Genomic DNA, 14,604 nt, shown 5'->3' on the forward strand with positions numbered 1-14,604 from the left:
CCCTTTGGAAATCGCTCTTTTTCGCCCAGAAATCCCACCTAACACAGGAAATATCGCAAGGCTTTGTGTGAATGTGGGAGTTCCTCTTTCCATTGTGGGGGAGCCGTCTTTTGACCTTTCTGAAAAAGCGGTCCGGCGGGCGGGACTTGATTATTGGAAAGATTTGGACCTTCGTCTTTTTTCGGATTTTGAAGAATTTCGGACCAAAAAAGAGGCGGAAGGGAGCCGAATTTTTTTAGTTTCGAAGTTTGGGACCAAAGTGTACTGGGATGTTGCGTTTCGCCCAACGGATGTCTTTCTTTTTGGCCGGGAAACATCCGGTCTGCCCGAAGAAATCCATCGTTCCTGCCCTCCGGAACATATTATTTCCTTACCTATGGCAGAGGTGAGTCGATCCATCAATCTTTCCAATGCGGTTGCCATTGTACTTTATGAAGCACTGCGCCAAGAGAAAACACGGACTAATCCCTAAAGGATAAAACAATTTACAAGTCCTCCGTTCCCCTTGAAATGGGAATATATGCCGTTCCCTCTCTCCAGAACTGAGTTAGAGAAAGAAGTGAAAACTTTGTTCTCCAATGGCCTCTCGGGGAATGTGAACGATTTTTACTCTTGGGTGTTTATGGAAACCCAACGAAAATTCAAGGACAATCCAAATACCACTTTGGAAACAATGACTTCTCTCCTTGAAGATTTGATCAAAGACGGAATCATCACTACAAATCCGATTGACCCAAGGGAGTATTTACTTCCTGAATCTTCACCTATCGTTCGTAAGATGGGGACTACCGAGCAGTTTGTCATTCTTGGTGCACTTCCTTACAACCCAATGCAATATGTTCGCGCAAGACTCGATTACTTTCTAAAAAGAAATGGAATCGTCGAAGATTTACGTATGGATCTTTGTATTGCCACTGTAGAAGCCGTTGAAAATGCCGCGAAGTATGGTGACGGTGGCGGTGTGGAAGTGATATTTCGGATCGATAAAAATAAAACATTCACCATTGAAATGATCAATACGGTAAAAGACTTTAATCTAGAAGATGATATTCAGAGAGGTAAGTTTTCTTCCACAGCAACTCTTATGCGCGGCATGATGGTCATGCAAAAACTTTTCGATTCAGTGGATTTAGAAATCACCGACAATCGAAAACAAGCTATACTGAAAGCAACTCGTAAACTAACATAGGTTCCTATGGCAAATTTCAAAATGGTTTCTCCTTTTAAGGCTGCCGGAGACCAGGTCGAAGCAATTGAAAATATTGCAAAGTCCTTTGGTGAAGGTAAAAATAAAGTGACACTTGTCGGTGTGACTGGTTCTGGAAAGACTTTTACCATGGCCGAGGTCATCACTCGCGTCAAAAAGCCAACTCTCATTTTGTCACATAACAAAACTCTTGCGGCACAGCTCTTTCGGGAGTTTAAGGAGTTTTTTCCAGAAAACGCCGTAGAGTATTTTGTCTCTTATTACGATTATTACCAACCAGAAGCCTATGTTCCATCTTCTGATACATTCATTGAAAAAGATATGTCAATGAATGAGGAGATCGACAAACTTAGGTTACGTGCAACTTCCAGTTTGTTAGAACGGGATGATGTGATCATTGTAAGTTCTGTTTCTTGTATTTATGGTTTGGGATCTCCTGAAGACTATATGAACTCGGTGGTGATGTTAAAAATTGGGGACAAAATTGACAGAGATCAAATCATTCGTAAGTTTCTTCATATCCAATACGCAAGAAATGATATTGATTTTAGTCGTGGTAATTTTCGTGTTCGCGGTGATACGATTGAAATTATGCCTTCTTACCAAGAAGAAGGGATTCGGATCGAACTTTTTGGGGATGAAATTGATGGACTCTCAAAAATTGATCCACTGACAGGAAAGGTGAAAACCAAACTAGATAGAGTTGTGGTTTATCCAGCCAAACACTTTATCACTTCCGGCCCTAAAATCAAAGACGCCATTGAAAAAATTAAAACTGAAATGGCGGATCAAAAAGATAAATTTTTAAAACAGGGAAAACATTTAGAAGCGGAACGAATTGAGTCTAGAACCAATTACGATATGGAAATGTTGGTTGAACTTGGTTATTGTAGTGGAATTGAAAACTATTCACGTCACCTAACAGGAAGGCAGGAAGGAGAAAGGCCGGCTTGTTTACTCGATTATTTTCCGAATTTAGATTTTTTACTTATCATTGACGAGTCTCATGTGACTCTACCTCAAATTGGAGGGATGTATGCAGGGGATAGAACCAGAAAACAAACATTAGTTGATTTTGGATTCCGTCTTCCCAGTGCTTTGGACAATAGGCCTTTGAATTTTCAAGAATTTGAAACCCTTACTCCAATGACTTTGTATGTTTCTGCAACTCCTGATCAAAATGAAATTAATAAAAGTGAAGCAGTCATTGAACAAATCATTCGGCCTACCGGACTTCTCGATCCGATTGTAGAAGTTCGTCCCACCACAAACCAAATCGAAGATTTATTAAATGAAATTCGATTGCGTATCGAACAAAAAGAAAGGATACTCATCACCACTCTGACCAAAAAAATGTCAGAAGACTTAACCGATTATTATAAGGAAGTGGGTTTGAAAGTTGCCTACCTCCATTCGGAAATTGATACGATCGAAAGAACGGAAATCATCAGAGATTTGCGTAAAGGGGTTTATGATTGTATCATTGGAATCAATTTACTAAGAGAAGGGCTTGATATTCCAGAAGTCTCTCTGGTTGCCATTTTAGATGCTGATAAAGAGGGATTTCTTAGAAATTATAAGTCCCTCATTCAGACCATTGGTCGTGCGGCAAGGAATGTAAACGGTAAGGCAATTTTGTATGCCGACCGAATGACTGATTCCATGAAAAAAGCAATCGACGAAACTGAACGTCGCCGTCTAATTCAGGAAGAACATAATAAGTCATTAGGGATCACCCCACAAACGATCATTAAAGAAATTCATGATATTCTTCCGCGGGAAATGGCGGAAGAGGACAGTAAAGAAGAAGCTCTCAAGGAAATGGAAAAAGAATTCACCTTGAAGAAATATAAAACCAAAGACAAGTTACGTGATGCATTGAAGAGAGAAATGTTAAGATATGCATCTGACTTGGATTTTGAAAAAGCTGCAATGTTTCGTGATAAAATGTTAGCCTTCGGGCCCGATAAAATAGAATCATAAGGTAGGACAAGGATTGGAAACAAACGAATTTTGGGAAAACTCAACGAAGCTTGCAAGGTTAGAAGATTCTCTACCCAAACAAATTTTCCTTCTCCCTATCAAAGTGAGGCCAGTATTTCCAGGAATCATCACTCCTTTAATTGTCCCTCCTGGTCGTTTCATTCAGTCTATTGAAGAATCTTCGAAAGGTGCGGGGTTTTTAGGTCTGATTCTTTTGAAAGAAGATGAGTCTGAACTTCCATCGGAAGATAATATTTTTCAAATTGGCGTGGTGGCTCGTATCTTAAAAAAAATCAATCTCCCTGATGGTGGGATGAATATTTTAGTAAACACCATCCAAAGATTTAAAATTAATTCGATCCATACAAAAGAACCAGTCCTTCTTGCTAACGTAAGTTACCCGGAAGAAGAGCTTGGAACCAGTAAAAATAATATCAAAGCTCTTATGAGAACTTTGCTTATTTTGACCAAGGAACTTGCACAAAACAATCCTTTGTTTACTGAGGATATGAAACTCACAATGATGAATGTAAACGAACCAGCCAAAATGGCTGATTTTGTTTGTTCCATTTTGAATTTAGAAAAAGAAGAATACCAATCTGTGATCGAAGCCATCCAAATTAACGATCGTTTGGAAAAGGTATTATTGTTTCTTAAAAAAGAAATCGAGTTGGTAGTTCTTCAGAAAAAAATCCAAGAACAGATCAACGATAAAATAGACAACCAACAACGTCAGTTTTTTTTACGTGAACAATTAAAGGCAATCCAACAAGAACTTGGTGTTGGTGAAGATAAAACAGAAATTAAATATGATAAACTTTTGGAACGGTTAAAAGCAGTTCCAGTTGCTGAAGAAATCATTACAGAAGTTGAAAGAGAAATCGATAAGTTCAAAAATTCAGACCCAATATCGAGTGATTACAATGTCATTCGAAACTATTTGGATTTGGTAGATGCATTACCTTGGGAAAAACCAAAAGAGAAAGATGTAAATTTGGTTCATGCTAAAAAAATTCTCAATCGAGACCATCACAAACTAGAAGATGTAAAAGAAAGGATTTTGGAGTTTTTAGCAGTTCATAAACTAAATCCAAAAAGTAAAGGATCTATTCTTTGTTTGGTGGGGCCTCCTGGTGTGGGGAAAACTTCTATTGCGAAGTCTGTAGCAGAAGCATTGGGAAGAAAGTTTTATCGTTTTTCTGTAGGTGGAGTGCGGGACGAAGCAGAGATTAAGGGGCATAGGCGAACCTATATTGGTGCGATGCCTGGTAAACTCATCAGTGCCTTGAAGATTACAAAAGAAAGAGATGCTGTGATCCTTTTAGATGAGATCGATAAAATGTCTCAAGGTTTTCAAGGTGATCCGCAAGCCGCATTACTTGAAGTTTTAGATCCGGAACAAAACTCTAATTTTCGTGATCATTATTTAGATTTACCTTTCGATTTATCGGATGTTTTGTTCATTGCAACGGCGAATACTTTTGAACCAATCCCTCGCGTTTTGTTAGACCGAATGGAGGTGATTCAACTTTCGGGTTATATCACAGAAGAGAAGGTCCAGATCTTCCAAAAGTATATTTGGAAAAAAATCTTTGAAAAAAATGGTTTAAATCCGAACTCTTTTTCGATCAAAAAAGAAACCGTCTCTTTGCTCATAAACTCCTATTCTAGAGAATCAGGCCTTCGTGGATTAGAAAAAACTTTTGATAAATTAGTTCGAAAAATTGCCTTAAAACAAGTGTTAAAGGAAAAATATTCAAAAGAAATCCGTGAAAAGGATTTGGTTGAGTATTTAGGAACTCCTCCATTTGTTGACGACCGGATGACGAGCCCAAAGGTCCCAGGAACTGCTCTTGGTCTTGCTTGGACAAATGCCGGAGGATCTACTCTTCTAATCGAAGCTGTTTTTATCCCAGGAAAGGGTGGACTCACTCTTACGGGACAAATGGGAAAGATGATGGAAGAGTCAGCAAATATCGCATTATCGTTTGTGAAAAACTTTGTAAATAATGATGTATTGTTTGATAAAAAAGCCATCCACTTACATGTTCCTGACGGTGCAACACCCAAAGATGGACCTAGTGCTGGAATCACTATGGCCACTGCGATTCTTTCTCTCATAACGGGGAAGGCTATTGCTCCAGGTTTTGGTATGACCGGTGAACTGACGTTAACTGGTGAAGTTCTTGCTATTGGTGGATTACGAGAAAAAATTGTAGCAGCAAAAAGGGTGGGAATCAAAAAAATTATTTTCCCGAAAGACAATGAAAGGGCATTCGAGGAAATTCCTGACTATGTAAAACGAGGTGTTACCTTTTATCCGGTGACTCGTTATGAAGAAGTCGAAAAACTTGTTTTTCCAAAATCCAAAGGTAAGAAAAAATGATTAAACAATCCAATTCTTTTGTTCTCATCCTAGAAGTGTTATACGGACACCTAATTGATCTTCTTCGTTTTTTTTGGGTCAGAAGAGTTAAGTTTTTCACTCTTGGGTTTGTTTTAGCTGTTTTTTTGTCTTTTTTCTTTTTAGGTGGGGCTTATGTAGTTTGGTCGGGAGAAGAAGCTCGCGTACACAAATCTCTTGAAAAATATAGATCTGAAGTCTCCAATTTTTATGATAGTTTCCAACCAAAGTCCATAAAGATCTTAGATCGAAGTGGAAAAGTAATGGGTGAATTTTATCGCAGGAATTTCCGACCCATTCGTACAGACAATTTAGCAAAACATAATGTAATTGTTTGGGCTGTTCTTTCTTCAGAAGATCGGGAATTTTTTGCTCATTCGGGACTAAATTACACAGCAATCGGCCGTGCGGTGGTTACCAACTTAATCCAATTTCGTTTGTCGCAAGGTGGATCTACTATTTCGCAACAGTTAGCCAAACTTACGTTAAATTTAGGAAAACGAAATTTATTTAATAAACTAACCGAACTGTATTGTACTTTCTATATAGAGAGCCAATACTCAAAAGAAGAAATTCTGGCGATGTACTTAAACCAAATTTTCCTTGGTGAAGGGAATACGGGAGTAGAAGAGGCAGCCAGATATTACTTTAGAAAACCTGCATCCGAACTAAGTCCAGAGGAGGCGGCTCTCCTTGTTGGAATCATTCCTGCACCAAGTGTTTATAATCCTGTTCGTAATTTAGGAATTGCCCTATCAAGACAAAAACGCGTGTTATATGATATGGCTAGAAATCCGGAGTTACATCCCTCGCAGAAAGAAATACCTGTTAAGTTTTCTGATTCCATTGAACTAAATTTAAAGAAGTTTCGAACCATTTATAAAATTAAAGAATCAAAAGATGAGGAAGGAAATCCGAAATACTCGAGTGAAATTGGGAAGTATGGTGCTGACAAAGATTTTAGAGTGAACTTAGCGCCCGATTTTAATTCAGAGATTCGGAGATTTATTTTAGAGCGATTTTCGAATGAAGATTTAGAAGAAAGAGGATTACTTGTTTATACTACATTGGATTTGGAAAAACAAAGACTCGCAGAAGAGGCTTTACGTGTAGGTGTTGATTCCGTTCGAACTGATCTCACAAAACAAGAGTCAGATTACCAGAATAAAGGTAAGGCCGATTTAGCCGAAGTGACTCGCGCAATTTTACCACAATTGAGTGGTTCTATGATTTCACTTGATCCAGAAACTGGTGATATCGAAGCCATGGTGGGTGGTTATAAGATATCCAATGTATTTCGATTCAACCGCGCCGAAGATGCAAGAAGGCAACCTGGGTCTACAATCAAAGCTCTCGTTTATGCACTCGCCTTTGAAAAACGGATCGTAAATCCATCCTCCAAAATCAAAGACGAAAAATTGGATATCTCTGGATATTCTCCCAAAAACTGGTATAAAGGTTACAAGGGTGACATTACAGTCCGGCAAGCATTGGCACAATCTGTGAATACAGTTTCTGTGAAGTTGTTGCATGAAATTGGAATTTCTTATTTCATCCAAAAGTTAAGTGCGATCCTCTCCATTCCCGAAGAAGAGGCAGATTCCCGTTTCCAAAGAAATTTATCATTAGCACTTGGATCCGGGGAACTTAGTCCTATGGAACTTTCTGTGATTTATGCGACTCTGATGAATGGTGGAAGGAGAGTCACTCCAAGGAAAATTTTAAAAATCACTGATTTGGATGGAAACGAATTTTATAGCACTGTAGCTAACGAAGCCGCAGAACAAATATTAGATCCTGTTGCTTGTGCTATGGCAATTAATACCTTACAATCTGTCCTTACGGAAGAAGGGACGATGACATTGAAGAGAAAAGAAGGCGAGCCGTTTCTTTATGCTGGGAAAACTGGAACAGTTCAATCTCCAAAACTAAAAGCCTCACGATGGAAAGGGTTGAAAGGGGTTCGTGATGTTTGGTTTGCTGGATTAACACCAAGAAATGTAACAGTTGTTTGGGTAGGGCATGATGAAGGTGCACCGTTCCCTGGATCCGGTTCAGGAGTCTCTGGTGGAATTTGGTATCGGTATACACAAAATGTAAAATCGAAGTTAGGAATGGGAAATCAGTTGATTCCCAATTTTGTTGGAGATTTTGTTAAAGTGGATGTTTGCGCTGATGATGGAACGATTTTAGAGACCACATCCGATTATATTTGTAAGGTGCCTCTTTATGCGCAGTATTATTATATCGGAGACCTTCCACCCAAACGAGCTGGTTTTGTGAAACCAGAACCACCCACTCAAAACACAAACCTAACACCAGAACCGGTTGATGGGGACGATGAATCTGAAATCTCTACTTATGATTCACAAGGGAGTCGCATCCAACCAACGGCTGTGGATTCTGTAGAATTAGAACCACCACTTATAGAAAATCGGAGAGCGCGGTATAACGAAGAAACGCCTTAGATACTAAATAGTTTTCCTGGATGGACCAAAGGAAGATCCAGGGTTTATCTTCTCGAATTTTTTCAATGACTAGTAGTGCATCCTTCTCTGTTTTGAAAGGGTTGTCTAAAATTTTTCCCACATTTTCCTTTTGATAAAAAGATCTGTTCCCACCATTCCCTAGTTTTGTCGGATGAAAAAGTGGATCTAAAAAATTCCAAACAGAATCAAAATCAGAATACCAAGTAAGGAGTGTTAGGTCACCTTTACCTTCTCCATTTTCTTTATAAAGGGGCGCTTTTTCCATTGGTCTTAGTTTTATTTTTAAACCAATTTCTTCTAATGCTTGTTTAATGGCACGTCCTTTGGCTTGGTTTTCATCATCACCACGCATTCTAAATTCTAACTGAGTGGATTTTATTTTTGGGTAACAATTAGATTTTTCTAATTCTCTAACCGCTTGTGCTTTATCATACATCTCTGTTTGAACTTTCCCTTTTTTTAGTTTTTCTATGTATGTGATAGGAACAGGTCCATAGGTTAAGTCTGCATGATTTTCTAATAGTTTATGAATGATTAAATCTCTAGGGATGGATAAGTTTAAAGCATTTCTAAAGTGTTTGTCAAAACAAGAATTGTTTTGATTGATCGCTACATATTGGACAGATCTTCCTCTTTTAGTGAGTGTGGATTCTGAATTGGCTTCTGGTAAAGATAGAAGAAAATCTGTAAGTTTAAAAGCATCTAACTTACCTTTGCGATATAAAAATAAAGAAGTCGAAGACTGTGGTAAGATGAGAAATTGAATTTTTTTAGGAAAGTTAGGGTTGGATTCTGATTGTAAGCGTAAATTTATAAATTCATTTTTTTTCCAAGTAATCAGTTTGTATTTTCCATAGGACTTTAGGTTTTGTTTTTTCCACTCTTCTTTTCCAATGATGGATGCAAAAGGTAAACTGAGTTTCTCTTTCCATTCCGTTTCATTCGTTCCTTTTTTAAATTCTAATTCCAATTGATTTTGGGGTAAGGAACGGACTTGAACTAAAAACTGGTAATCACCCTTTCTTGGGTAGTTTTCCGTGATCAATCGAGACAAACTATATTCAATATCACTTAGAGGTGGGCTTTCGGAATCCAGCTGGAACCGCCAAATCTCCTTTGCGGGATGAAATGTCTTTTCAGAAGAATCGATCCATGGTGATGAGAATCCCGTTTGAGTGCGTGAAAACAGCCCCTGGTGGATAAATTTAGCTAATTTTTGGCCGGAAAGATCGGTAATGAAGAGAGGATCTAAATGCGCTGGATCCGAGGGGAGTGCGATTCTTAGATCAAAATTGGTAGTTTCTTCCCGGCAAAAAGTGAGGGACAAGAGAAAGAAAACGAGGGATAAGGTTCTCATACGTGAAGATTTACCGAAAACTCTGGCCATACTTGGCAAAATACAAATACAGACTTAGCTTCGGTGTTTTCTTGTCTATATTTGTTTCCATTTTTAATGGGGCCTCCCTCACGTCCCTCATCCCTATCTTTGATTCTTTAGGCACTGGCGAAAATTATAAATTTCAAATTGCTCTGACCAAAAAAGACCAATCGCTCCTTTCTGAATATAAAAAGCCTGACCATCTTGAAGGCCTAAAATATTGGGAATGGCAATTTGCTCACCTCAAACAAACAACAAATGAGGAACTTGCAGATAAAAAGCCGGATGATTTGGTTTATCTATTTTGTTTAATCATCCTTCCCATTTATTTTTTGAAATTAATTTGTCTTGCTGGCACTGTTTACTTTGTGAACTCAGCGGGACTTCTTGCTGTGAGTGACCTCAGGCAAGCTCTCTATAAAAAACTCCAAGTTTTACCACTAAACGAGTTCTACCGAGAAAAAACGGGCGTACTGATGAGCCGTGTGATTAACGATGTGGATATTGTTGGGAAAGTGGTATCAAATGATTTAAAAGATGCGATTAACGATTTTTTCTATATCATTACGCACTTAATCATCTTGCTTGTGTTAAGTTGGAAATTGTTTTTTCTTTTATTCATTGTCATTCCGCTCATTGTAGGACCGGTCAGTACTTTTGCAGATCGAATTAGAAGGACCACAAAAAACCAACAAGAACAATTGTCTGAATTGAATGGTGATCTTCAAGAAGTGATTTCAGGAATTCGGGTCATCAGAGCTTTTTCTATGGAAGAAAAGGAAGCTGAACGATTTTTTAAAGTAAATCAAAACCTTTCGGATAAAACTTTTAAAACACATTTTTATCATCAAATTGGTCCCGCATTAACAGAGTTATCTGGTTCGGTCGTAACAATGGTATTTTTAGGAATTGGTGCCTATTTATTAGAAGATGCCAGTTTTTCTAAAGGTATGTTTATTGCCTTTTTTCTTACCTTGATTTTTCTAATGCGCCCTTTGAAACAAATGAGTATTCTCGTAAATTTAATCCAAGCCTCTGTGATTGCCAGTGACAGAGTATTTGAAATTTTAAGTAGAGATGTCGATATCAAAGAACCAGAAACTCCCAATCAATTGGGTTCACTATCAAGAGCAATTGAATACCATAATGTTTCTTATTTGTATCCGAACACAGATATATATGCGTTAAAGAATATCAACTTAACACTCCCTCGCGGCGGAACGATTGCAATAGTGGGATCTTCTGGAGCCGGTAAATCCACGTTAGTTGATCTTTTGCCTAGACTTATTGATCCTAGCGAAGGCGGGATTTTTTGGGATGATGTGAATGCAAAAGATCTGAGTTTAGATAATTTGAGAAAACGAATTGGAGTTGTTTCTCAAAATATTTTTTTATTTAACGGTTCGATTCGCGAAAACATTGCTTTTGGAAAACCAAATGCTTCCGAAGAAGAGGTTAGGCGTGCCGCCGAAGATGCATTTGCTTCTGAATTCATCGAAGCTTTTGAGGAAGGTTATGATACCATTGTTGGAGAAAGAGGGGTGATGTTATCTGGTGGGCAAAGGCAACGGATTTCGATTGCTAGAACTTTACTTGCAAACCCAGAAGTCTTAATTTTGGACGAAGCAACATCCGCATTAGATACAGAGTCTGAACGCCTCATCCAACAAGCATTTGTTCGGTTATACGAAAATAAAACAGTTATCATCATAGCCCACCGCCTTTCTACAGTAAAGATTGCAGATACAATTTATTATCTAGAAAACGGTGAAATTGTCGAAAGCGGTAGTCATGCTGATTTATTGAAGAACGAAAATTCTAAATACAAACGTTTGTATGATATGCAGTTTTCGGGTAATACATAACTCAAAACAGATAATTGGCAATATTTAAGCTAAACGACTTGTTCCACAGTTGGGACAAAATTTAGCATTAGGAACTGCAACAAACGAACCACAGTTGGAACAATTCCAGTCATCATTGATTTTTGGTGAAGGAAGAGTTGTTTGGTTTGTTAGAACCAATTTTTTTTCTTTTAACTCAAGTTCCACTGAATCTAAAGCCTCAATATAAGGAAGTGATTGCGATTGGAACTCTTCCTCAGACAATTTTCCTGAATCAAAATCAGATCGAATGTCTTTTAGTGAGTCGAGTAGGTTTCTCTTTTTTTCTATGATTGGTTTTAGGTCGGCTTCTTCCTCTTTTCCAAAAGGTGACTCGTCGAGTCGAAATCGGAAATGAAATAACACGAAAGGTGCAATCAGAATGATTCCAAAAATGATACAATATAGATACAAGAGAAAATCCATACGTTCAGAATTTGGACTTTTTATTTTTAAGCAATCTCTTTATCTTGGGTGAAAGAAGAGAATTTAGATTTATGACCGTTACAAACTCATTAATTGAACAAAAATTAAAAACAGCAGAAGAAGTTGCGGCACTATTGCCCCAACACGTCACTTTAGGGTGTTCTGGTTTTACACCTGCAGGATACCCAAAACTCATCCCCGTTGCATTTGCCAAACGAATTGAAGAGGAAAAAAAATCAGGAAAAGAGTTTTCGATTAATTTATACGCGGGTGCATCTACTGGGGACGAATTAGATGGAGCATTAGCAAAAACAGGTGCCCTCAAACTAAGAATCCCTTATCAATCCAATTCGCACCTTCGTAATCTCATCAATCAAGGGGAGTCCGATTTCATTGATATGCATCTGTCCCATGTAGTAAAATACATCGAACATGGAATTCTACCAAAAATTGATGCCGCTATCGTGGAAGCTATCGATGTTACTGCCGATGGTAAAATTTATCTTTCCACATCATCCGGTATGAGTGCGACTTATATTCGTAATGCGGAATCTGTTTTTATTGAATTAACAGATACTCATCCTTTAGAATTAAAAGGATACCATGATATCTATTTACCCAATCATCATGAAAAGGGGCTTCCAATCAATATCATCACTCCAGGTGATAGAATCGGTTTGCCTTATATCCAAGTTTCACCGGATAAAATCAAAGGGATCGTACGTTCCAGTAAACCAGACGCGGCAACTGTTTTCAAAACACCAGACGCGGATTGCCAAAACATAGCAGCACATGTTTTGTCCTTTATCCAACATGAAATTAAAATGGGAAGGATTCCTAAAGAGTATCTTCCTTTCCAGAATGGTGTTGGAAATATTGCAAACGCAGTTCTTGCCAGTATGGCAAAAGATCCTAATTTCCACTCAATCCAGATGTACACAGAGGTTGTCCAAGATTCTGTATTTGATTTGATCGATGCTGGTAAGTTGGAAATTGCATCCACTTCTGCTCTTACGTTTTCAGAAGCAGGCTTAAAAAGATTTCATGAAAATATTTCCGAATGGAAATCTAAGTTTGTCATTCGTCCGCAAGAGATTTCAAACCATCCAGAAGTCATTAGGCGAATGGGACTCATTGCGATGAATACAGCTATCGAAGTTGATATTTATGGGAATGTCAATTCAACTCATGTGATGGGAACATCCATGATGAATGGGATTGGTGGTTCCGGTGATTTTACAAGGAACTCTCATCTTTGTATTTTTATGACCCCTTCTCTTGCCAAAGACGGAAATATTTCAGCAGTGGTTCCTATGGTGTCTCATACTGATCATAATGAACATTCCACTATGATTTTTGTTACAGAACAAGGGTTAGCTGATCTTAGGGGATGCCCACCGAAAAAAAGAGCGGAACTCATCATCAATAACTGCGCACATCCAATCTACCGCGACAAACTACGCGAATATTATGAAAATGCTCTTAGGGTTTCTAAGGGAAAACATACTCCGCATGATTTGGAAAAGGCACTTTCTTGGCATGTCCAATTTCTAAAGACAGGAAGCATGAAGTGATCGCAGTTGTGGGTTCTGGAATTGCCGGGTTGACTGCAGCCTGGGCAATTCGAAAGTTTAAGGATGTGACTTTATTTGAAAAACATCCAGAGATAGGGATGGCAGCATTTGGCGCCAAACAAACGATTGGTGGAAATGAGGTAGAGTTTGATATTCCTTTTAGAACCATTAAGCGTGATTATTATCCCACGCTCTTCCAGGTATATGATAAGGTTGGTATTAAAACTAGACCAGTTGACTATTCTTTCCGAGTAGAATCAAATGAGGAGGTTGTTTTTGGATTCCGTTCTCACCAATTGTTTGGGATTCCCTTTGGTATACCAACGATGGATTCTTTTGTTTCGGAGAAGGGTCGTAGAATTTTTTCTGATTTATTAAAGTTTTATGCCAATGCAAAAACCGATTGGCAAAAAGAGAATCCAACCATTTCCATCTTGGATTTTTTGATCAAATATGGTTATTCAAAAGAATTTATTTATGAATTTCTTCTACCAACCTTTGCGCTTGTTAACACTTGCAAAACGGAGACTGTTGGAGCTTATCCTGCAGAGACCATTATTGGATACCATTCTAGAGGTTATTCATATACTCCGCAAGAAACTGCAAGTTTTGGAACAAGAGATATAGTCAATCGACTCACTTCTGATCTTACCAATTTGACTTTGAATGCAGGAATTAAAAAGATTTATAAAAAAGGAAATAAAAATATCATTCAGTTTGCCAATGATGAAAAAGAATTTGATCATATAATTCTTTCGACACAAGCAAACCAAGGACAGGAACTTCTTGGTCAGGGGTTTGAATTAGAAAAAGAAATATTGGATGAGTTTCGTTATGAGTCGAGCGATGTAGTTTTACATACAGACGAGTCTTATTTTTCCAATACTTCAGTTTCTTTGGTTTTTAAAATCAGAGATGGGTATGACAAACCAGAAGTTACCTTAGATTTAGGAAGAATCATTCCTGAGTTACATGGTAAAAAGATCTTTCAAACATGGAATCCACACAAACTCCCAGACAGTAATGATACCTTGAAACTTGCAAAGTTTGAAAGGCCAGTGATGGACGCACGAACTGCTAAAGCAATTGAACGAATCGCAAAATTACATTCAGAAACCAATTGTAATCTATGGTTATGTGGTTCTTATTCTCTATATGGGATTCCTCTTTTGGAAGCAGGAGCAAAGTCGGCTTTGCTTGTGGCCTCTAGTTTACTTGGTCAAAGTATCGAACACTTAATACAAAGATAAAGTTTTAAAA

At 38.1% G+C, this 14,604-nt stretch carries 9 protein-coding genes and 1 pseudogene; 8 read left to right on the forward strand and 2 right to left on the reverse strand.

Annotated elements, in window-relative coordinates; genetic code table 11:
- The first annotated feature begins 4 nt into the window (after positions 1 to 4).
- From CH361_RS13365 to CH361_RS13385, 5 genes and pseudogenes are all read left to right on the forward strand, one after another.
- Positions 5 to 472: a tRNA (cytidine(34)-2'-O)-methyltransferase gene (locus tag CH361_RS13365; protein WP_100791319.1), complete on the forward strand. Its 468-nt coding sequence runs from the start codon at positions 5 to 7 to the stop codon at positions 470 to 472.
- A gap of 48 nt (positions 473 to 520) precedes the next feature.
- Positions 521 to 1,189 (forward strand): ATP-binding protein, encoded by a 669-nt coding sequence (locus CH361_RS13370; protein ID WP_100791320.1) that lies wholly within the window; start codon positions 521 to 523, stop codon positions 1,187 to 1,189.
- Between the two features lie 6 nt (positions 1,190 to 1,195).
- The gene (uvrB, locus tag CH361_RS13375) at positions 1,196 to 3,190 is read left to right on the forward strand and encodes an excinuclease ABC subunit UvrB (RefSeq protein WP_100791321.1); all 1,995 of its coding nucleotides are present in this window, start codon (positions 1,196 to 1,198) and stop codon (positions 3,188 to 3,190) included.
- Positions 3,191 to 3,203: 13 nt separating this feature from the next.
- Positions 3,204 to 5,549: pseudogene (gene lon / locus CH361_RS13380) on the forward strand (endopeptidase La); the annotation flags it as partial.
- Positions 5,550 to 5,572: 23 nt separating this feature from the next.
- A complete protein-coding gene (locus CH361_RS13385; RefSeq protein WP_100791323.1) occupies positions 5,573 to 8,062 on the forward strand; it encodes a transglycosylase domain-containing protein in 2,490 nt (829 codons plus the stop codon).
- Here the strand turns inward: CH361_RS13385 and CH361_RS13390 are convergent.
- A complete protein-coding gene (locus CH361_RS13390; protein ID WP_100791324.1) occupies positions 8,019 to 9,440 on the reverse strand; it encodes an ABC transporter substrate-binding protein in 1,422 nt (473 codons plus the stop codon). The two genes, CH361_RS13385 and CH361_RS13390, sit on opposite strands and share 44 nt — an antisense overlap.
- A gap of 2 nt (positions 9,441 to 9,442) precedes the next feature.
- On the opposite strand from CH361_RS13390, the gene CH361_RS13395 reads away from it, so the two are divergent.
- On the forward strand, positions 9,443 to 11,326 hold the full coding sequence (locus tag CH361_RS13395; protein WP_100791325.1) for an ABC transporter ATP-binding protein: 1,884 nt from the start codon (positions 9,443 to 9,445) through the stop codon (positions 11,324 to 11,326).
- Between the two features lie 24 nt (positions 11,327 to 11,350).
- On the opposite strand, the gene CH361_RS13400 is transcribed toward CH361_RS13395, so the two are convergent.
- A complete protein-coding gene (locus tag CH361_RS13400) occupies positions 11,351 to 11,770 on the reverse strand; it encodes a zinc ribbon domain-containing protein (protein WP_100791326.1) in 420 nt (139 codons plus the stop codon).
- Between the two features lie 71 nt (positions 11,771 to 11,841).
- On the opposite strand from CH361_RS13400, the gene CH361_RS13405 reads away from it, so the two are divergent.
- Entirely contained in the window at positions 11,842 to 13,344 is a 1,503-nt protein-coding gene (locus tag CH361_RS13405; RefSeq protein WP_100791327.1) for a succinate CoA transferase, read from the forward strand.
- Entirely contained in the window at positions 13,341 to 14,594 is a 1,254-nt protein-coding gene (locus CH361_RS13410) for an FAD-dependent oxidoreductase (RefSeq protein ID WP_100791328.1), read from the forward strand. Before CH361_RS13405 ends, CH361_RS13410 begins: the two co-directional genes overlap by 4 nt.
- Positions 14,595 to 14,604: the final 10 nt, after the last annotated feature.

This window comes from Leptospira brenneri, assembly GCF_002812125.1.
Lineage (GTDB): Bacteria > Spirochaetota > Leptospiria > Leptospirales > Leptospiraceae > Leptospira_A > Leptospira_A brenneri.